Raw genomic sequence first — 18801 nt, 5'->3', positions numbered from 1 at the left:
CGGTTAGAACGGCGGCTCCTCCTCGATGGCCATGGCCGGGGTGTCGGTGAGCGCCAGCTCGTAGGGCTTGATCACCTTGGCGGTGAGCTTCTGGTAGTCCACGTCCCGGCCCGCCTTGCTCACGTACTGGACGCGCTCGTTGATCAGGTGGACCAGCGACGGGCCGCCCGAGCGGGCCAGCGCGCCCTTCAGCGCGGGCAGGTCGGCGATCATCGACCAGCCCGAGGACTTGTAGCGGAAGCGGCCCAGCTCCATGGCGTGGGGCAGCGTGAAGTCGATCTCGATGCTGGGCTTGGGGCCCCGCTCCGCCTTCGCGCGGTCCTTCAGCTCGGCGATGGTGCCGGGGCAGCGGCACGGCACGCCGACGTCCTCCGGCGGCGACAGGAAGACACGGGTGTCGCAGTGGTGCGCCAGCTTGCCGTTCACCCACTGCTTGAAGTCCAGCTTCACGGCCTCGGGGCCGTCGATGACGGCCTCCACCCGGTCGGCGTTCGTCTTGACCGCCATGGCGTCCTCTGCCTCGGTGTCCCGCTCGTACGGCTCGCCGCCCAGCAGCTCGGCCACGGCCTCGGCGGTGGCCGGCAGTGCGGTGGTCACCATCCACTGGTGCTGGGCGATCGGGAAGCCGCCGTCGGGGGCCGCCTCGTAGTTGCGGAAGACGCCGGCCAGGTCCGGGCGGGAGTTCGCCTCGGCGCGCTCCGCGCGCTCGGCCAGCTCGGGGTCGCTGTTGAAGATGTTGTCGAGTGCGTCGCTCAAGGGCATCCGTTCTGTCGGGAGGCGGGACCGCCGGTCGGTCGGCCCCCGGGTTCACGAGAGGTGAGCCGGGGCGGTTAACACCGTCCCGCTCTCCGTGCTCATGGGGGTTGAAGCGGGGTGGTTAACAACCCGGGTCAGGCGGCGCGGCGGGCGGTGCCGGTCTGGCGGCCGGCTTCGTTGGCCCAGGCGACGCGGCCGATGATCCCGGCGTCCGAGGCGCGGTCGTCGGTGAAGCGGCGGCGCAGGGTGAGGAACCGGTCGAAGACGTCGCGGTCGATCTTGACCGGGCGGAACTCGGCGCGGGCCGGGGTGATGTGCAGCACCGCTCCGGCGTCGACCTTCGGGAACGGCTGGATCTTGCGGTCCACGGTGATCAGGTCGTCCGCGTGGGCATAGGCCGCGAGCTGCGCGGCCACGGAGGTGTAGACCGACTTGGCGGTCTTCAGGTCGCCCAGGACCGTCTTGCCGTTGATCTTCACCATGAAGTCGAACGACCCGGCGTACTCGTGCTCGCGCGACCAGGCCACGTCCTCCGCGAACAGCAGCTCGGGCTGGTAGCGGTCGAGCCATGCCTCGATGTGCGGGACGTACGGCTCGACGTCGTGGTGCGGGTAGGGCACCTCTTCACCGCGCAGGCGCAGCTCGAAGTAGTCGTGAACCAGAGAGCCGACGTCGGCGCGCAGCTTGGTGTACCTCTTCGCCGCGAACTTGAGGAAGTCGACGGCGGCCTGCCGGTCCCTGCTGGCGATGCGCTGGACCACCTCCAGGTCGGTCACCGCGGCCTCGGCGGCCATGCCGGCCGCCCAGGTCTGGAGGAAGGGCTTGGCCTCCATGTTCAGGATGCTCGTCACCGAGGGGGCGAGGTCGCCCGACTCGGGGTGGACGTAGTAACGCGAGCCCTTCTGGTGGATCGTGCGGACGCCTTCGGACATGGGCTCTCTTCTCTGTGGCGGGGCATGGGAAAGGCCCGCCCCCGGCGGGGGCGGGCCGAAGGGCGGGCGGCGGTCAGGCTGCGGCGGCGAGCGAGGGCAGGGTCTCCAAGAACGCGGACACCTCTGCCCGGACGCGGGCGTTCGCAGCCTGCTCGTCGGCCTCGCGCTCGTCCTCGGTCAGCACGTCCGGAACGGGGGTGTAGACGAAGACGACGTTCTCGATGGCGGTTGCGGTACGGTCGATCGCGTCGTAGCGGTCGCGCAGGGTCATGTGGTGGCCTCCAGGGCTTCGCGGATTCGGGTGTGGAAGTCGGCGAGGGAGCCGGTGTTGGCGATCACCTGGTCGGCGTGCTCAGGGCCGAGCTGTTCGCTGGGGTGGTCGCCGTCGGGGGCGCCCCGGTCGATGAACCAGACCGTGAAGCCCGCCTCCCGCAGGACGGCCACCTCGTTGTCGAAGCGCACGTCGGTGACGACGACCGGCCGCTGCGACGCGGCGGCGGCCTTCACGCACCGGGTGATCCAGAAGTCCTCGGCGACGTGTCGGCGGACGCCCTCGGTCCCGAGGCGCTGCAAGAAGCGGCGGGCCTGCGGGAACTCGTCCTTCACCCGTTCCCAGCCGTAGCGGTCCACCGCGTCGGCCAGATACAGCGGTGCCGCGGCGTCCACGCCCAGCAGCTCGGTGCCCACCATCGGGTCGATGTGGTACGCCATCACCTTCAACGGGTCGGCCAGCGCGAGCCGGACGAACCCGTACTCGGCCAGCACGCCGGCCGCCGTGTCCTTCCCGGACCGCGCCCGGCCGATCAGGGCTACACCGTGCATCCGTGCTTCCTTTCTCCGTGGTCACCGAGGTTGAGCAGGGGTGGTTAACACGGTGCGGGAACGCGAAAAGGCCCCGCCCTCCCGAAGACCTTGAGTTCTAGGGATCGTTGCAACACCCCAGCTGGGGAGTGCAATGACCTTCGAGATTCGCAAGGGCCGGACGGTGGCCCAGGGAGCCAGGCGGCTCACGCGTGAGCGGGAGGCATACTTCCAGCTCGTGAAGCAGGGTGTGAGCTACGCGGAAGCCGCCCGTGCGGTCGGTATCAACCTCCGCACGGGAAAGCGATGGCGTAACGGCCGGAACCCTTCCGGCCGTTCCAAGGCGGCAGCACCGGTCAGACCGGTGCTGCCGCCTTGTGGCGTGTCCCGCTACCTGCGCGAGGACGACCGCGTCTACATCGCCGACCGGCTGCGGGAGAAGGCCACGGTCCGGGCGATCGCCGCCGAGCTGGGCCGCAGCCCGTCCACGGTCAGCCGGGAGATCCGCCGCAACCGCCATCCCGAGAACGGCCAGTACCGTCCGTTCGCGGCCCAGGCGCGCGCCGACGACCGCCGGCCCCGCCCGAAACCCGGGAAGATCAGCCAGAACCCCGAGCTGCGGGACGCGATCCAGGCGGGCCTGGACGAGCGGTGGAGCCCGGAGCAGATCTGCCAGGTCCTGCGCAGAACCTTTCCCGACCGTCCGGAGATGCACGTGGTCCACGAAACCGTCTACCAGGCCCTTTACGTCCAAGGCCGCGGAGAACTCCGACGTGAACTGGCCGGCGCCTTGCGAAGCGGACGCGCCCGCCGCAAGCCCCAACGCCAGGCCGACTGCCGCCGGCCCCGCTTCTCCGACCCGATGGTCATGATCAGCGAGCGCCCCGCCGAGGTGGACGACCGGGCCGTGCCCGGCCACTGGGAAGGCGACCTGATCATCGGCAAGGACAACGCCTCCGCCATCGGCACCCTGGTCGAACGCCACACCCGCTACGTCATGCTCCTGCACCTGCCGAACGGCCGCACCGCCGAGCACGTGCGCGACGCCCTCGTCGAGACCGTCCAGACCCTGCCCGCCCACCTGAAGCGGTCGCTGACCTGGGACCAGGGCGCCGAGATGGCCCGACACGTCGACTTCACCCTCGCCACCGACATCCCGGTCTACTTCTGCGACCCGGCCAGCCCCTGGCAACGCGGCAGCAACGAGAACACCAACGGCCTGCTCCGCCAGTACTTCCCCAAGGGCACCGACCTCGCCCTCCACAGCCCCGAACACCTCGTGTTCGTCGCCGACCAGCTCAACCGCCGCCCACGCAAAACGCTCGGCTGGGAAACCCCAGCCGAGCGCCTGCATAAACTCATCGCAGCCTGATCAACACGACCACGTGTTGCAACGACCCCTAGAAACCGCCGACGGGAAGACGGGGCCTCGACGGCGGGCGGTCAGCTCAGAACCTGCTCCAACGCGAGCAGGGCAGCCCGCGTCTCGTTGAGTTCCTGGCGGAGCCGGTCCTTTTCCCCGGCATCCGCGCCGTCGAACAGAGCACCGGTCAGCGCCGTGGCGAGCCGGTGGAGTGCATGGATCACGTCCGGACCATCGGCCGGCGCGATGGCCGGCGCCTCGTCAGACAGCAGCGCACCGAGCTTCTGGAGGGACGTCCGGCGGTTGTACCGATCGATCCGAACCTCCCGCTGCGCCTTCGGGATGATCTTGTAGTACTCGAAGACCTCGTCGGAGGACATCAGCCCCGGGAACTGGCGTGCGAGGCCTTCCGGCCCGAGAGAGAGGACGTATTGGACGCGCACAGGGGAGAGCGCACCCCGGACGCCCTGGAGGACGCTGTCGCGGTCCTTCTTGACTGCCGCGCGGACCTCGGGAGAGGACATTGGCGGGGCCTTCACTCCGGCGGTGTCCAGAAGGGTGGACATCCACTGTCGTGCGGCGTAGCTCTCACGGCGAAGATCCGGGCGGCCCTCGGCGTTGGTGAACAGCAGAGCTGTCTCGAACACCACCTCGGCGAGCGGGCCGAAGTCACGGCTCTCGCGCGCGGGGCCTACGAGTGGCACCGCCCGGTCCATGATCTCCTGCGCGCCAGGGAACTCCAGCCAGGCGGGCGCGGTCGGCTTCTTCGGGGGCATGGGTTCCTCTCGACTCGGGACGGGGACCGTTGTGCAACCAACGGAACCCGGCGTCCATTCCACCACGCCCTTCCCCGGAACGAGGAAATGGCCCCAGCCCGTCCGAAGACGAGCCGGGGCCCGGGGTTCACCGCTTGCTCTTCATGCCGTCGTCCTGCGGTGGGGCGACGGGAGCGGGGTCCGCGTGGGGGCACGAGCAGCACTCGGCGAGCGCTTCGGCGCGGGCGGCCTCGGAGTTGGCGGCGTCGGTCGCGGTGGTCACGACGTGCTTGCCCGCGGAGTGGCCGGCGGCCATCGTGACGATGATCAGCAGCAGGCCGACGACGCCTTCGTTGGTCTCGATCCCGGCGAGCGCGGGCACGACGGTGCCGAGCGCAGTGAGCGCTGCGGCCACGGCCGACCGCGCCTTCACGGGGTTCTCGGTGATCCAGCTCTTCAGGTCTTCGATGGTGCTCAGCCCTTCAGGCGTGCGACGACGTCGGTGATCAGTGCGGTGCCTCCGGCGAGTCCGGAGGCGACGACGCCGTAGCGCCAGCGCTCCAGGGCGCGGACGCGGTCTTCGTGGTCGCGGAGGGTCTGGTCGACGGCGTCGCTGCTCTGGGCGAGCGAGCGGACGTCTTCTCGGACCTCGACCAGGGTGTCGTAGATCTCACGGGGACCGATGTGTACCCCGCCGAGATGTTCGTCGGTAGTGATCAGTACCCCCCTACGTTCCAGGCGATCGCCTCGAACGAGCCGTAGGTCGCGTTGGCGTAGCGGACTCCGGCGATGATCGAGTCGACGGGGTTGAGGATGTTGCGGTGGCCGGGCAACGAGTAGGTGTCGAAGGTCGGGCGGATGGTCTGGAGGAGGCCGAACGTGCCGCCGTATCGGGCCTCGTTCGAATCCCAGTGGTTCTCGGCGAGCGGGTTGCCGCCGGACTCGACCATGGCGCGGTGCTCGATGGCCGCCGCGCTGGGGACCAGGTCGCCGTTCGCGCGCAGGATGTCCCGGGCCTGTTCGATCCACCCGGCCAGGTCGTCCGAGTAGCCGGTGCTCGACGCGGCCGGAGCTTCCTCGGCAGCCGGGGACGGGGCCGCCGGCTCGGCCTTCGACTCGGCCTTGGGCGCCTTCACGGCCGGGGTCTTCGGTGAGGCCGGGCGCGGGACGGGGGCGGAGCCGTCGGGGATCACGATGTCCTGGCCGGGGTAGATCAGGTCCGGGTTCGCGACGGTGGCCGCGTTGGCGGCGACCAGGGCTTCCAGGGTGACCCGGTAGCACGCGGCGACGTCCCACAGGGTGTCGCCCGCCGTGACGGTGTGGAGCGGCGGGGCGGTGGCCGTTGCGGTCGCGGTGGGCAGGCTGACGACCTGGCCGGCCTCGATCCGGTCGGGGTCGCCGAGCTGCGGGTTGGCGTTGACCACGGCGTCCAGGCCGACGCCGTAGCGGACGGCGATGGCGGACAGGGTGTCGCCGGGGGCGACGGTGTGGGTGGTCGCGCCCGGGGCCGGGGTGGGCAGCGGGTCCGGGCTCGGAGCGGGCTGCGGCGTCTCGGCCGGCCCGGGCTCGACGGGGGCCTGGGTCTCGCTCGGCTCCGATGCGGAGGCCGCCGGGGCAGTGGTCGGCGAGGCCGACGCGGCGGGGACAGTGAGCTGCTGGCCCTCGGTGATCCGGTCCGGGTTCTCGATCTGGGGGTTGAGGGAGAGCAGACCGGCCACGGTGGTACCCACGGCGACGGCGATGCCGCCCAGGGTCATGCCCCGGCGCACGGTGATCGTGCGGGTGGCCGGCCGGGGCGGGACGGTCGGCAGCGGTTCGGTGACCGGGCCGAACTCGGCGAGGAGTCGGGCGAGCTGCCTCGGGCCGGGGATGCCGTCAGCGTCCGCGCCGCCGTCGCCGAGCTTGAGCTGCCAGGCGCGGAAGCTCTCGGTGTCCGCGCCGCCCCACACCGGGCCGGGGCCCTGGCTGTAGCGGGAGCAGCCCGCGCGCACCAGGGCGCGGCCCATGGTGGTGATGTGCTCGCCGCGTGCGCCGGGGCCGTAGAGCTTGCCGTCGATGGTGACGGCTTGGCCGGTCGACGGGGCGGTGGTGCCGGTGCTGCCGCTGGTGGAGTAGGCGGGGCGGCCGACGCCGAGCACGACCGAGCGGGGGCGGGTCTTGCGCACGACGCAGCCGCCGGAGCCCTGGCCCGCGCCGGAGCTGCGGGCGGTGTTGCCTTCGACGGTCTTGACCTGCTGCCCCGGGGCGGAGTCCTCCAGGACGATGCCGACGTGGTCGGCGGTCGGGCCGCCGTCCCAGGAGAAGAAGACGATGTCGCCGCGCTTGAACGCGGCGTCGCGGCCGAACCACTGGCTCTTGTTGCGGAACGCCTGGACGTGGCTGGGGCAGTAGGCGAACTTGCCGACGGCTGTGGCCTCGCCGCCCTTGTCGGCGCACCAGGAGACGAACATGTCGCAGAAGGGCTCGTGGTTCAGCCCGTACCAGCGGCCGAAGGGGGTGTCGTAGTAGCGCCCGTTCGGGGAGAGGCCGCCCCGGTAGTTCTGGTCGGCCCACTTCAGGGCCTCGGTGATCACTGCTTCGCGGGAGATAGGCGGTCCTTTCAACAGGGAAGCCCCGCCCGGGAGTTCGGGCGGGGCCGCTGCGCGGGTTGCAGCTGTGGCTCAGGCGTAGCCGGGTGGGATGGGGACGGGGGTCCAGGTGCCGGCTTCGGTCGCGCCGGGGGCCTGGTTGAACGGGAGGGCCATGGCGACGCCGGGGTCGACAGTGCCTCCGCCTTCGGTGTCGGTGCGGGTCTGGAGGAGGACGCGCTGCCACTCGCCGGGCTGGCCTCCGCCCATCGGCAGCACCCAGTCCAGGCGGACCCAGCCGTTGTTGAGCGCGCCGCCGGTGTACTGCCACTCCGCGGTGACCGCGCGGGCCCGGTCGACGTCGAACAGCCGCAGCCAGACGTTCGCGCCGGTGCGGCTGGAGACGCGGCAGTCCAGGCGTAGGACGGGGTGGGCGATGCCTGCGGTGGGGATGGTGGCAGCGGCGCGCCAGGTGGTGGCGACGTCCAGGCCGGGGCGGTAGGGGGTCATGGGCAGGACCGCGCCCAGCGCGCTGGCGGTGCGTTCCATCGCGGACAGGCGGGTGTCGATGCCCTGGAAGGAGTCGGCGAGGGTGGGGCGGCCGTAGGCGGTCACGCGGCGGCCTCCAGTTCGCCCTTCACCCAGTCGTCCACGCGCTCGAAGATCGTGACGGGGACGAGGGCGAGGGTGGTCTCCTCACCGGTCCGGGTGACCTTGGTGTTGATCTCCTGGATCACGTACTCCGCGTCGATGCCGGGCCACTTCGCGGTGCGGGCACGCACGCGGATCTTGTGGCCGACACGCAGCTCGGCGGCGGAGTACTCGCCGCCCGGGTGCAGGGTGACCTCGGGGACGACGATCGGGAAAGCGCCGACGGCGATCATGCGTTCGGCCTGCGCGGTCAGGGTCTCGACCCGCACGACCGAGTTGTTCGTAGCGATGGACGCGAGGCGCGGGATGCGGCGGCCGCCCTCGGTTTCGAGCTGGCCGTTGTACCACCAGCTTTTGAGCTGGCTCCAGCCTTCGCCCGCGCCGTTGACGCCGGTCTCGGTGCACATCTGGTCGCCGTCGCTGGTGACGCTGGTGACGGTGCAGTTCGCCCCGTGCTCCAGGACGATGCCGGTGTCCTGGCCTCCGGCCGGGTAGAGGAAGCGGAAGTGGTTGCGGATCACGCGGGCGTCCAGGTCCCAGGCGAAGTCGAGGCGGAAGTCGAATCCCTTGATGACCGCGCCGAGCTGTTCGACGGCCTCACCGACGCTCTTCCACGCGAACCAGTCGTAGGTGCGTTCGCGCTTCATGGTGTCCAGGTCGGGGCCGAAGGTGAGCGCGCCGGGGCCGTTGCTGCCCCAGTAGCCGTACTCGCCGGGGGCGACCGGCGAGGGGTTGTCGGCGAATTGCTGGATCAACTCGCGTGCGATGGTGGTCTGTTCGCGGGGCACCGTGCCGGTGGAGTAGCCGAGGTTGATCGTGTTCCTGCGGTAGTACTCCCACAGGCCGACGCAGTCGAGCGTCATCTCCTCGGCGGCCAGGTCGACGTTCCAGGTCAGCAGCGGGCCGCCCCACAGGACGCGGGAGCCGCGCTGGACGTGGGCGGTGATCCGCCACGGCGAGATCAGTGACCAGTCGAGTCCGGCGAGGGGTTCGGCGGCCAGCGGCACGGTGAGGCTCGCGGAGCCGGGGGCGTTGAGGATGGAGCGGTAGTTCAGGGCCGAGACGGGCAGCTCGGCGAGCAGAGCGCCGCCCTTGAACTCGGAGAGGATCACGCGGTAGCCGTTGTCGTCCGTCATCAGGCCGCCTGGACGACGACGGCTTCGGCGTAGGACGTCCACGCGGTGGTGAGCCGGACGTTGTTGTTGTCCGAGTTGTCGGTGAAGACCATGGTGGAGACGTTGAGCGGGGTCCCGGCCGGCACTCGGACGGTGGCGCTGCCCCGGGCGTCGTGGGCGTCGCCGGCCCTCACGAACTGCGGGCGGCCCGCGCGACGGCGCTCGCCGTGTCCGGCGACCACGGGCGTGATCCAGCCCTCGCCGAAGTCGCCTCGATAGCTGACCTCGAACGAGACGGTGACCAGGCGCGGGTAGGGGGCGGCGGGGGCCGTGAACTGGTGCCACGCCAGCGTGCCCCACGCCCCGTCCCCGGCCTGGTACGAGGCGTCCAGGCGGACCGCACCGGGCAGCACGGGGGCGGTGGTGCCGGGGCCGGTGACCTTGTGCAGGGCGGTGGTGACCGAGTCGTAGACCAGAGAGCCCGCCGGAGCCCCGGCAGCAACCTGGGCGATGCCCTGGGCGCCGGCCGTGCGCAGGTGGCGAAGCGGGGTGGTGTCGAGCTGCCCGGCGACGACGAAGCGCTGGTCCTCGATGCCGGTGATTCCGGTCTGCGCGATACTCACCAGCGCGAGGCGCACCGAGTTGGACGGCACCTGCCAGTCCCTCGCCCCGGGGGTGGACTCGGCCAGCACCGCGATGGACCAGCCCTTGGCGCCCTCCTTGGTCACCTGCGCGCCGGAGGTGGCGGTGGCGTAGGGGGTGCCGTCTGCGGCGTAGGAGACGGGCTGCATGTACTGGTCCGCGGTGGTGCGGATGTCCATCAGCAGCGGCCCGGCGGGAACGGAGTCCGGATCGGCGAAGGCCACCACCAGGTCGGTTCGCGCGGCCTCGCCGGGCTTCGGGGTGGAGCACTGGAGCTGCACGGAGGTGTCAAGGTTCGCGAAGTGCACCGCACCCTTGTGGGAGACGGCCACGTCGTCGGGCAGCCACACCGAGCCGGCCGCCACGCTGACGCGCGGGGTGGGGTTGTCGACCTTCTCGACCAGCAGGGCGGTGGGCCCGGCGACGCCGACGTGGGCGCCCCGGGTCCCGCCGATCATCGTGCGCAGATCGAGCGCGTCGTAGCGGCCCTGCTGGACGAACAGCGGGGCGCGGAGTTCAGCGGCCAAGAGTGAGGGGTCCTTACATCCAGGCGGAGCGCCACTGCACATCCGCCGTGACCCCGTCGGGGCCTTCGAGTACGTCGAGTTGGACGGTGCTCGCCCCGGGCGGGACGGAGAACCAGGTGGAGGTCGGGTCGACCTGCCCGAAGCGCGAAGCGCCGTTGAGGGTGATGCGGCGGCGGCCCATGTCGACCACCAGGGCGTCACCGCGGCCGACCCGCAGTCCACGAAGCGCGAAGCGCTTGCGTTCGCCGTTGTGGACGAGGGTCAGCGACGGGTCGCGCACCTCCCCGGCGCGCGGGGTGAGGCGGACGACGGGCCAGGTGTCGACCGACCCGGTGTTGGTGATGTCCGGTGCGGCCCGGACGGCGGGACCTGTGCCCATGTCGAACGGGAACGTCAGCGGGAAGATCGGCCTACCCTCGCGCGGGGCGGCCACCGCCACGGTCGCGGTCGCCTCGTCGGCCGAGTACAGCCGGGGGTCGGTGGCGAGGAGTTCGACGGTGACGCGGCGGCGACCGGCGTGGAACTCGCGGTCCACGGTGACGGCGCGCTTGCGTACCCGAGCCATGATCCGCGCCCTCCCGCCGGCCACCCCCGGGAACGCGAAGGCGAACGGCCGCTCCGGCCCGCCGGGGGCGAACGCGGCCAGCAGGTCGGGGAGTTCGTGGTCGTCCAGGGCCAGCATGGTCAGCGTGACGGTGCGCGCTCCCATGTAGTCGGTGCCCGGGGTGAGGCCGTCGCGCTGAAGCAGTTCGGCGTCCGAGCTGCGGACGTCGGGGGCGTCCAGGAGGCCGGCCACCTCCTCCAGGACGACCGTGGAGTCCTCGCCGAGCAGCAGCCCGCCCCACGTCGCTGTCCACGGCTGGCCGGTGTAGGGGTTGTGGGCACTGGGCTGGGGACCTACGTCTGGAAGCTGCGGCGCGGGCAGATCCGGAAGGGTCCGGAAGACGGCTGGCTCGGACCAGGCGTCCAGGTCGGTGCCGGTGCAGTGGTAGCGGACCCGGTACTCGGTGTCCGGTTCCAGGGGCGGGTCGTCGCCGAGCGGGCCTTCGTCGCCGACGAGGGCTGTGCCCGGCCACTGGGGGTCTTCGGCGTCGTAGTGCGCCTTGCCCGTGGCGGTGTTGGTGGTCTCGACGTCCGTCCACGCGCCCGGCGTCTTCGTGAAGAAGACGCGGGCGGTGTGGGCGGTGACGTCGCCGATGAAGGGTGGGGAGAGAGCCCCCAAGCAGCTACCTCCCGGAGGTCTTCAGCTCCCACGCGATGGCCTTGCCGATCTCGTGGGGGTCCGCGTTGGTGCGGGCGTTGACGGTGATCTGTGCGCCGTAGCGCGCCCGGCCGGCGTCCTTGGACGCGGGCTCCGAGTGGCGCAGGCCGGCGGCGGCGCGCTGGCCGTAGCCGTAGGAGTCGAGCGAGCGAAGGCCGGTGGCGACGGGGCGAAGGGCCTGCTCCAGCGGGCTCGCGTACGCGGCGGCCGGCATCGCGGCGAACGCCATGACCGGAGCGGCCATCAGGGAACGCGGTGCGGCAGCCGGGGCGGCGGGCATGCTGGCCTTGAACGGGTTGAGCGAGCCGACGATGCTGGAGACGACGCCGGACACGGAGATCGACTTCATGCCGTTGACCAAGCCCTGGATCGCCGACTTGCCCTTGTCGAACAGCAGCGAGCCCAGGTCGCCGATCGCGGAGAGGATCTTGCCCGGCAGGCTGGAGACGTACGAGACGACCGTGCCGATGCCGTTGGACACGCCGCTGGCGATGTTCGACCAGGCGGAGGTGACGGCGTTGTAGCAGGCGTTCCAAGCGGACGACGTCCACGACTGGACGTTGTTCCAGCCCGACGAGACGGCGCTGCCCACGGCCGAGACCCGCGACGACACGGTGGACGTCACGGACGCCCAGGCGGACGAGGTCCACGACGTCACGGAGTTCCACGCGGACGACGTCCACGACGAGACGTTGTTCCACGCGGTCGAGACGGCGGAGGCCACGGAGGACGCCGCCGAGGACACGGCGGACGTCACGGACGACCACGCGGAGGCCGTCCAGGAGGTCACCGCGGACCAGGCCGACGACACGGCCGAGCCCACGGCGCTGGCCGCCGACGACACGGTGGACGTCACCGACGCCCAGGCCGAGGCCGTCCACGAGGTCACCGCGGACCAGGCCGCGGAGGTGGCGGCCGTCAGCCCGTCCCACGCCGTCTGGACGGCGTGCCAGGCGGCAACGGCGGCGACCGCCAGGGCGTTCCAGGCGGTCATGGTGATGTCGAAGCCGACGACCAGGGCGCGCAAGCCCAGGTCGACCAGCCGCATCATCGCGGCCGTGGCCTGGGCGTTGTCCTTGAAGACCTGGAAGAACTGCTGGAGGCTGCCCGCGAACCACGAGATCGACGCGGCGATCTCGGGCGAGAACTGGACCGCCAGGGAGGCGATCCCCTGGAGGAAGACGTCGAGCAGCCCGTTCAGCGGGGGCAGCAGCGCCTTGAGCCGGTCACCCCCGTTGGCCAGGACGAGGAAGAAGTCGCCGAGGCTGGCCCCGATGCCGACGAGCGCGGCCGGGAGGGCGTCGGTGAACGCCTTCATCCCCGCCGAGTTCATCGCCTCGGTGAGCTTGGGGAAGAGGACGTCGGTGAAGTCCAGGATCGACTTCACCATGGGACGTACGAACTGCGCCCCCGAGTCGAAGAACGACTTCAGGACCGGCTCGGCCTGCTTGAACCAGCCTGTGATGTCGCGAAGCGCGCCCCCGAACTCGGAGCGCATCAGCGCCGTCGCGGGCTTCAGCGCCGCCGACGCCTTCTGCATCGCCTCCTCGGCGTTGTCGCCGAGGGTCTTCATGTCGCCGGCCGCCGCGATCGCGGCCAAGCCGATCGGCAGGACCGGCAGCGCGGCCAGCGCCAGGACGGCGATCAGCCCGGAGGCGACGACCGTCACCCAGGAGGCGATGGCGGTGACCGCCACCAGCAGCGGCAGCGCCGCCGCGAGCGACTGGGCGAACCCGGCCGCCATGCCCAGGGCGCCCTGGGCGGCCGAGGTGATGCCCGACCCGATGCCCTGGAGGGCGGAGGCCGTCTGCTCGATGCTGAGCGTGAACAGCCGGCCGAAGGACCGGGCGACCTCCGCGGCCCCCGAACCGATGTCCCGCAGGCCGGACTTGATCCGGTCGAACCCACCCCTCGCGAGGTGGACGTTGACCCCCAGCCGCCAGCGGCGGCCGGTGAACGCCCGCAGCCGGGCCTCGGCCGGCGCGGTGTCAGCGTCGGCCGAGATCCGCGCTCGTCGCTCCCGGGTGAGCGCGGCGATCCGGGCGGCGGCCTCGCCGGTGTCGGCGACGACGTTGACCCGGACCTGGCGGTCATGGGTCAGCTCCCGCAACCGGGCGTTCACGCCCGTGGTGTCAAGATCGAGCTTGACGGAGAGCTTGGTGTACTTCTCCAGCATCTCCAGGTACCGCTTCAAGCGGTCCCGGAAGCCGTCGGTGTCCGGCAGGACGCGCACATGGACGCGCCCGGCCTCCTTACCGCCGGGACCGGCCACAGGCTCACCTCCTACGTGAGTCGGACCGGCGCGGGCCGGACCGGCGCGGTGGAGCGCGCGAGCACAGCCGCCGGGAGACGGATCGTTTCTGCAAGGGGGGAAGTTGGTTCGGCGAGCACGGAGCCGCCGCCCTCTCCGACCTCACGCTGGAGCGCGGCGGCGAAGGGACTGGTACCGGTCGGCCGGCGGGACTTCTTGGCGTACGGGCGCGGGTACGGCGACGGCTTCTCGACCGTGCGCGGGTTCTTCGACGCCTTGGCGACCTGGACGTGGGTGAGCGCCTGCACGGCGTCCACCAGGTCCGCGAGCACGTACGCCTTGGCATCCCAGCCCAGTGCCTCACGGCCACCGCGCAGGGCGGCCAGCGTCGCCGAGTCGTCGGGAAGGGTCCCGATCAGGGCGAGGACGAAGCGCGCGGAGTGCCGGCCCCGGAACCAGTCCAGGACGTCCACGCCGCAGAAGCGGCGAAGGTCGGCGGTGACCTCCGCGCCGTGCTCGTCCAGCAGCCTGATCAGGCCGCGGCTTCCCCCGGCGCGGCCTCCTCCATCCACCGCTCAAGGATCTTCATCTGCTCCGGCAGCGGCAGCGCGTCCACGGACTCCCGCATCGCCTTCTTGTCGGAGGCGACCGCGACCAGCAGACCGGACATCGCGTCGATGCGGCGCTCGTTGGAGACCTTATCGGACTGCACGACGTCCAGCAGCGCAAGCGCCGCCTTCAGGTCACCGCCGGGCAGCGCCTCGATCCGGCGCAGGCGGACCTTCTTGCCGCTGGCGGCGATGAACTTCAGGCCCTTGCCTGCGTGCGTGCGATCGGCTTCGGCCTTGAGGTCGGCGAAGTCCAGGGTGGTCAAGAGGGATGCCTCCAGGCGGTTTGACAAAACTTACTTAGAGTTACGAGAATCCTGCCGAGGGGCATTTGTGTCGTCGCCCTTCAGGCATCGGATGTTGGGAATGCATCCGATTCATCTCGTGTGCTATTTCCCCCCGAGTGCCGGTGCGCTCGGGGCTTGCTTCCAGGCGCATGCGAGTGATGCCTCGACCGGCGGTCGAGGAGAGCCCTGCACTCGAAGAGAGGCGCAGCCCAACAGTGCTGCACCTAGACGTTGGAGATGATCTTCAACGTCCGTACGAGAACCTGCACCGGCAGGTCTCGATTCGCCTACCGCTTGCGGTAGGTCGGGTCGAGCCTGCCCAAAAACAGGTCAACTCCCGATCTGCCGCCAGATCAAGGGAGTTGTAGTGCAGGTTCCTGGCTGGCTGGCGCCTGTCGTCCTCGGTGCCGCTGCGGTGGTTACCGTCCTCCGCGTGGTGCTAAGGCGCTGGATTCCGTCTCTGAGCGAGGATGCGATCATCTCGATTCGAGCGATCCGCAAGGTCCAGGCAGAGCTGCGAAAGGGCCAGGGACCGCCACAGCCGCCACTAGCTCACGAGAAAGATCAGGCAGCGGGTTGAAGGCCGGCGGCCAGGTCGAACACGGGGGTGACGCTGCCGAGCGGCGTGCTCTGGTTGAGGGCCACGACGGTGGCCTTAACCGGCATCTCGCCGAGCGCGGCGGGGTCCATGGTCACGGAGTCCGCGCCGATGATCGACGTCTTCGGGTAGTGCCAGGCGACGCACTTCGCACCGTCCACGGCCGCGATCATCAGTGCGCGATTCTGCGCGGTGGGGCTGGTCGGAATCGAGAACAGGCCCTTGGAGTCCAGGCCCTTGTCGGTGCCGTAGTACAGCTTGTAGGACTCCGCGGTGAAGTCGCTGAGGTTGATCGTCACGGCGTAGGTCTTGCCGGGGTCGGTGGTCTTCAGGCTCTTGTTCTGCCAGGACCCCAGTACCTCGGGCTCGTCGCCGTCGACCGACATCTCGATGCCGTTGTCGAGCGAGGTGTTGCCGATGGACTTCCAGGTCAGGCCCTCGGGGCCCCACTTGGTCGAGTCCTTCGGGTCGAAGCCCGGCTTGAGGTCGGGCAGCGCGGTGCCCGGCGGGGCGACGTAGATGTATCCGGTGCCCGGTACCAGGACCGGGGCGTCGTCAGCAGCCATGCTGACTCCTTTCCGGCCCGTCAGCGGGGCCTTGTAGCGATCATGTAGTTGGCCGAGAACCGGTAGAAGTCGGGTTGCGCCTCGGTCATCGGGTCGGTGGTCATGAACGGCCCCGTCGCCTCCCGGAACCGGGACAGATGGCCGTCGGCGTTGCCGAACTGCTCGAAGGTCAGGCGGACCAGGCCGGCGCGGGCGCGGCGGGCGAGCAGGGAGGCGTCCGCACGCGAGGTGGCGTAGGCCTGGACGGTGAACATGCCCTCGTCGATGAAGCGTTTGTCCTTCATCGTCCCGCCGACGCGGCGGGCGATCACCAGGCCGCCGGCCTCGCGCAGGGTGAGCTGCCAGTCGGTGGGCAGGTAGACCGCGCAGCGGACGCCGGGCAGGGCGGTGCGCAGGGCGTCCAGGACGATCCGCTCGGAGTCGGGCATCAGGTACGGCTCGGGGGTCACCACAGGGCGGCCTCCATCGCGTGGATGCCGTCCACGGGGCGTCCGGCACGCTCGTTCCAGCCGCCCCAGTTCTTGTGGGCGGCCAGCGGGTCTTCGTTGACGATGGAGTAGCCCTTGGCATGCCGCTTCACCTTCAGCCCGGCAATGAACTCGCCGGTCTCGATGTGCAACGCGGCCTTCGCGACGACACGGGCCTTGCGCTCCTCCGCCTCCAACTTGAGCGCGCCCATCACCCCGGGGAGCCCGGCGATCACGGAGTCGAGGTCAGGACGGATCTCCACCACTCTGGCCACCGCCTTCCACGATCACGGTCACGAACCGCATCCGGTCGGAAGCGCCGTGGTGGGCACGCGGGGCGTCCACCACGGCCCAGCGGGTCCCGGGGTCGCCGGGGTCTTCGAAGGAGACGGCGGACCACTTGTCGATCACCGTGCCCGGCGGGAAGACGATCTTGCGGCGGATCGGCGGGGACCAGCCGACCTGAGCACCGACCGGGGCCCGCCAACCTGCGGCGTCGCCGACCGGGGCGACCCACGCCGAGTACGTGGTGCTCGGCCCGGGTGCCGGCCGACGGTCGCCGTAGCCGTCATCGACCATGACCACGGTGTGGACGGTCACGCGGGTACGGCCGCGTTCCAGCAGGCTCACGCCGCACCCCAGGAGTCCTCGGGGTCCGGGAACGGGTAGCCCGCGCGCATCCCGCGCGAGGCGACCTCGCGGCGGGCCTGCACGGAGCGCAGACCACCGCGGCCTGCCGTCCGCTCGATCAGGGCGACCTCGCCCCGGGTCAGGGCGAGGCCGATCGGCGTGCCGTCCGGCATACGGTAGGAGACCTCGCCGGCCTGCTCCTGCACGTACCCCTCGGGGTTGCGGAAGCGGCGGTCGGCGACGGCCAGGGCCAGGGTGCGGATCACCGCAGGGTGCCGCTCGGGCGACCAGGCGGGGTGGCCGGTCGCGGCGATCACCCAGAAGGCGTCCTCCAGCGCGGCGCTCGCCCGCTCCCAGTCCGGGGTACCGGGCTCGGGGGCGGGCTTTCCCAGGCGCTTGAAGAGGTCGGCGACATCGAGCGCCACGCGGCCCCCTTACTTCGCGGCGGTGGCGGCCGGCTCGCCGGTGAACGTGACCTTGACGCCGCGCACCTTGACGATGTTCTTCGGGTCCTGCCAGTTGGTCTCGCCCTTCTTCAGGTCGGTGACCAGGGTGGCGCCCCAGTAGGAGGAGAGGAAGGAACGCTCCATCGCCGCGCCGGAGTTGTAGTCCTTGATCCAGCGCAGGGCGAAGCCCTCCGCGCTCTGCCGGCCGCCCTTCGCGGACTCCGGGACGGACGGCGCGCCGGAGACGAGCTGGATCGCGGAGCGGTGGAAGGCGTAGACGCCCAGCGGGTTGAGCTTGTCGTTCGTGGACTCCACCAGGCGGAAGCCGTGGATGCGCCCGAGGGTGCTCTCCTTCAGGGCCGCGCCACCGTCGGCGTGCTCGTTGGCCTTGAGGATGTTCGGGTCGTTGAGGAGGTAGAACGCGGCCTCGGAGCCCAGGACGACGGTCCGGCCCTCGCTCGGGATGTTCTCCTTGTTGAGCTGGACACGCAGGCGGGCGAGTGCCTTGCGGATCATCTGGCCGGCCTGCTCGTCGCTGCCCGCCTTGGTGAGGTCGGCCGGGATCTTCGCGGCGGTGGCGACCTCGGGGAACTCGGTCATCGCGGAGGCGACCTTGTTCTCCAGGCGCTCGGTGATGGAGTCGATCTGCGGGACCATGACCTGCTCGCCGAACGACAGGAGGTCAAGGGAGAGTTCGGCGTCGGAGAGGTCCACCGCGGAGTAGGCGTGGGTGTCGAGCTTGACCGTGAGCAGGCCCTCGTTCAGGTTCTCCGACTGGATCCAGGTGGAGGCGTCGTTGAACTTGCGCTTGGCGTCGATGGCCTCCTCCGCGCCCTTCAGGCGGGCGGGGCGGCGGATGTTGATGACCTGGCCGGTGGCGTTGACGAACTCGGACGCGGCCCGGCGGTCGAACATGCCCGCCAGGACGACGCTGTCCTTGAGGTTGGCAAGAGCCGCCTGGACGAGCTTGTCGGGGTTCTGGAAGGCGTTGGCCCGGTTGCTGTTGAGAGAGATAGCGCTGTTCCTCGGGAAGACGGAAGGCCGCCCCGGGACGGGACGGCCTCATGCGGTGCGGGTGGGGGTTAGAAGCCGTAGCGGCGCTTGCGCAGTCGATCGGCCAGGCCCTTGTACGGGTCGGGCTCGGAGTGCGGGGTCAGCCCGCCCGCGCCCAGCAGCGGCTTCGGCGCGGCGACGGCGGCCAGCTGCTCGGCGTGCGCCCGTACGGCGGCCTCGTCACCGCCCTGTACGAGGGCGGCGAGGACCGGCGGCAGGGCGTACTCGGCTGCGATCCGGTCCCGAAGCGCCTGCTCCTGGAGCTGGGCCACCTGGGCGCGCAGCTCGTCCGCTTCGACGCCGGCCTCCTGGCCGCGCTCGCGGGTGGCGTCCAGGTCGGCCTGGATCTTCTCGTACAGCGCCCGGTAGTCCGGCTCCACCGGCTTCGGGACGGCGCTCTCCTCGCCGCCCTCCGCGGCCGGGTCCGCCTCGGGCTCCGGGGTAGCCGGCGGGGTGTCCGGGTGGGCCACGCCGCCGGGGATCGCCTCGGCCGGGGTCGGGGTCTCAGACTGCTCGGACAATCTC

At 70.9% G+C, this 18801-nt stretch carries 22 protein-coding genes; 1 reads left to right on the top strand and 21 read right to left on the bottom strand.

Annotated features, from left to right (window positions below):
* Positions 1 to 3: 3 nt before the first annotated feature.
* From ACFY4B_RS20280 to ACFY4B_RS20265, 4 genes are all read right to left on the bottom strand, one after another.
* On the bottom strand, positions 4 to 756 hold the full coding sequence (locus tag ACFY4B_RS20280) for a hypothetical protein (protein ID WP_387969569.1): 753 nt from the start codon (positions 754 to 756) through the stop codon (positions 4 to 6).
* A 134-nt stretch (positions 757 to 890) separates the two neighbouring features.
* On the bottom strand, positions 891 to 1688 hold the full coding sequence (locus ACFY4B_RS20275; RefSeq protein WP_387969566.1) for a hypothetical protein: 798 nt from the start codon (positions 1686 to 1688) through the stop codon (positions 891 to 893).
* Between the two features lie 73 nt (positions 1689 to 1761).
* Positions 1762 to 1959, bottom strand: a complete 198-nt coding sequence (locus tag ACFY4B_RS20270) for a hypothetical protein (protein WP_387969563.1) — start codon at positions 1957 to 1959, stop codon at positions 1762 to 1764.
* A complete protein-coding gene (locus tag ACFY4B_RS20265; protein ID WP_387969560.1) occupies positions 1956 to 2510 on the bottom strand; it encodes a hypothetical protein in 555 nt (184 codons plus the stop codon). The genes ACFY4B_RS20270 and ACFY4B_RS20265 overlap by 4 nt, the downstream gene beginning before the upstream one ends.
* A 229-nt stretch (positions 2511 to 2739) precedes the next feature.
* Between ACFY4B_RS20265 and ACFY4B_RS20260 the strand changes: the two genes are divergently transcribed.
* Positions 2740 to 3861 (top strand): IS30 family transposase, encoded by a 1122-nt coding sequence (locus ACFY4B_RS20260; protein ID WP_387969746.1) that lies wholly within the window; start codon positions 2740 to 2742, stop codon positions 3859 to 3861.
* 71 nt (positions 3862 to 3932) lie between these two features.
* Here the strand turns inward: ACFY4B_RS20260 and ACFY4B_RS20255 are convergent, their stop codons facing one another.
* The 17 genes from ACFY4B_RS20255 to ACFY4B_RS20175 all read right to left on the bottom strand — a co-directional run bounded on the left by ACFY4B_RS20255 (position 3933) and on the right by ACFY4B_RS20175 (position 18797).
* A complete protein-coding gene (locus ACFY4B_RS20255; RefSeq protein WP_387969557.1) occupies positions 3933 to 4628 on the bottom strand; it encodes a hypothetical protein in 696 nt (231 codons plus the stop codon).
* Positions 4629 to 4755: 127 nt separating this feature from the next.
* The gene (locus ACFY4B_RS20250) at positions 4756 to 5022 is read right to left on the bottom strand and encodes a hypothetical protein (RefSeq protein WP_387969554.1); all 267 of its coding nucleotides are present in this window, start codon (positions 5020 to 5022) and stop codon (positions 4756 to 4758) included.
* Positions 5023 to 5323: 301 nt separating this feature from the next.
* Complete coding sequence (locus tag ACFY4B_RS20245) at positions 5324 to 7180, bottom strand: LysM peptidoglycan-binding domain-containing protein (protein WP_387969551.1); 1857 nt, start codon at positions 7178 to 7180, stop codon at positions 5324 to 5326.
* Positions 7181 to 7267: 87 nt separating this feature from the next.
* A complete protein-coding gene (locus ACFY4B_RS20240; RefSeq protein ID WP_387969549.1) occupies positions 7268 to 7789 on the bottom strand; it encodes a hypothetical protein in 522 nt (173 codons plus the stop codon).
* Entirely contained in the window at positions 7786 to 8961 is a 1176-nt protein-coding gene (locus ACFY4B_RS20235; RefSeq protein WP_387969546.1) for a hypothetical protein, read from the bottom strand. Before ACFY4B_RS20235 ends, ACFY4B_RS20240 begins: the two co-directional genes overlap by 4 nt.
* On the bottom strand, positions 8961 to 10109 hold the full coding sequence (locus tag ACFY4B_RS20230) for a hypothetical protein (RefSeq protein ID WP_387969544.1): 1149 nt from the start codon (positions 10107 to 10109) through the stop codon (positions 8961 to 8963). The genes ACFY4B_RS20235 and ACFY4B_RS20230 overlap by 1 nt, the downstream gene beginning before the upstream one ends.
* A 13-nt stretch (positions 10110 to 10122) precedes the next feature.
* A complete protein-coding gene (locus ACFY4B_RS20225; RefSeq protein WP_387969541.1) occupies positions 10123 to 11331 on the bottom strand; it encodes a phage distal tail protein in 1209 nt (402 codons plus the stop codon).
* Between the two features lie 4 nt (positions 11332 to 11335).
* Entirely contained in the window at positions 11336 to 13642 is a 2307-nt protein-coding gene (locus tag ACFY4B_RS20220) for a hypothetical protein (protein WP_387969539.1), read from the bottom strand.
* Positions 13643 to 13653: 11 nt separating this feature from the next.
* Positions 13654 to 14193, bottom strand: coding sequence for a hypothetical protein (locus tag ACFY4B_RS20215; protein WP_387969536.1), 540 nt, complete (start codon positions 14191 to 14193; stop codon positions 13654 to 13656).
* Positions 14154 to 14495 carry a hypothetical protein gene (locus ACFY4B_RS20210; protein ID WP_387969533.1) on the bottom strand — a complete coding sequence of 114 codons (342 nt, stop codon included), beginning with the start codon at positions 14493 to 14495 and terminating at the stop codon, positions 14154 to 14156. Before ACFY4B_RS20210 ends, ACFY4B_RS20215 begins: the two co-directional genes overlap by 40 nt.
* 585 nt (positions 14496 to 15080) lie before the next feature.
* Positions 15081 to 15680: a hypothetical protein gene (locus ACFY4B_RS20205; RefSeq protein WP_387969530.1), complete on the bottom strand. Its 600-nt coding sequence runs from the start codon at positions 15678 to 15680 to the stop codon at positions 15081 to 15083.
* Between the two features lie 20 nt (positions 15681 to 15700).
* Complete coding sequence (locus ACFY4B_RS20200) at positions 15701 to 16129, bottom strand: hypothetical protein (RefSeq protein ID WP_387969528.1); 429 nt, start codon at positions 16127 to 16129, stop codon at positions 15701 to 15703.
* The gene (locus ACFY4B_RS20195; RefSeq protein WP_387969525.1) at positions 16126 to 16410 is read right to left on the bottom strand and encodes a DUF5403 family protein; all 285 of its coding nucleotides are present in this window, start codon (positions 16408 to 16410) and stop codon (positions 16126 to 16128) included. The genes ACFY4B_RS20200 and ACFY4B_RS20195 overlap by 4 nt, the downstream gene beginning before the upstream one ends.
* The gene (locus ACFY4B_RS20190) at positions 16394 to 16777 is read right to left on the bottom strand and encodes a hypothetical protein (protein ID WP_387969522.1); all 384 of its coding nucleotides are present in this window, start codon (positions 16775 to 16777) and stop codon (positions 16394 to 16396) included. The genes ACFY4B_RS20195 and ACFY4B_RS20190 overlap by 17 nt, the downstream gene beginning before the upstream one ends.
* On the bottom strand, positions 16774 to 17202 hold the full coding sequence (locus tag ACFY4B_RS20185; RefSeq protein ID WP_387969519.1) for a hypothetical protein: 429 nt from the start codon (positions 17200 to 17202) through the stop codon (positions 16774 to 16776). The genes ACFY4B_RS20190 and ACFY4B_RS20185 overlap by 4 nt, the downstream gene beginning before the upstream one ends.
* A gap of 9 nt (positions 17203 to 17211) precedes the next feature.
* Entirely contained in the window at positions 17212 to 18237 is a 1026-nt protein-coding gene (locus ACFY4B_RS20180) for a P22 phage major capsid protein family protein (RefSeq protein WP_387969743.1), read from the bottom strand.
* 68 nt (positions 18238 to 18305) lie between these two features.
* Positions 18306 to 18797 (bottom strand): hypothetical protein, encoded by a 492-nt coding sequence (locus ACFY4B_RS20175; RefSeq protein ID WP_387969516.1) that lies wholly within the window; start codon positions 18795 to 18797, stop codon positions 18306 to 18308.
* Positions 18798 to 18801 lie beyond the last annotated feature (4 nt).

This window comes from Kitasatospora sp. NPDC001261 (genome assembly GCF_042896795.1).
Lineage (GTDB): Bacteria > Actinomycetota > Actinomycetes > Streptomycetales > Streptomycetaceae > Kitasatospora.
This window is presented reverse-complemented; position numbering and strand designations above follow the sequence as displayed.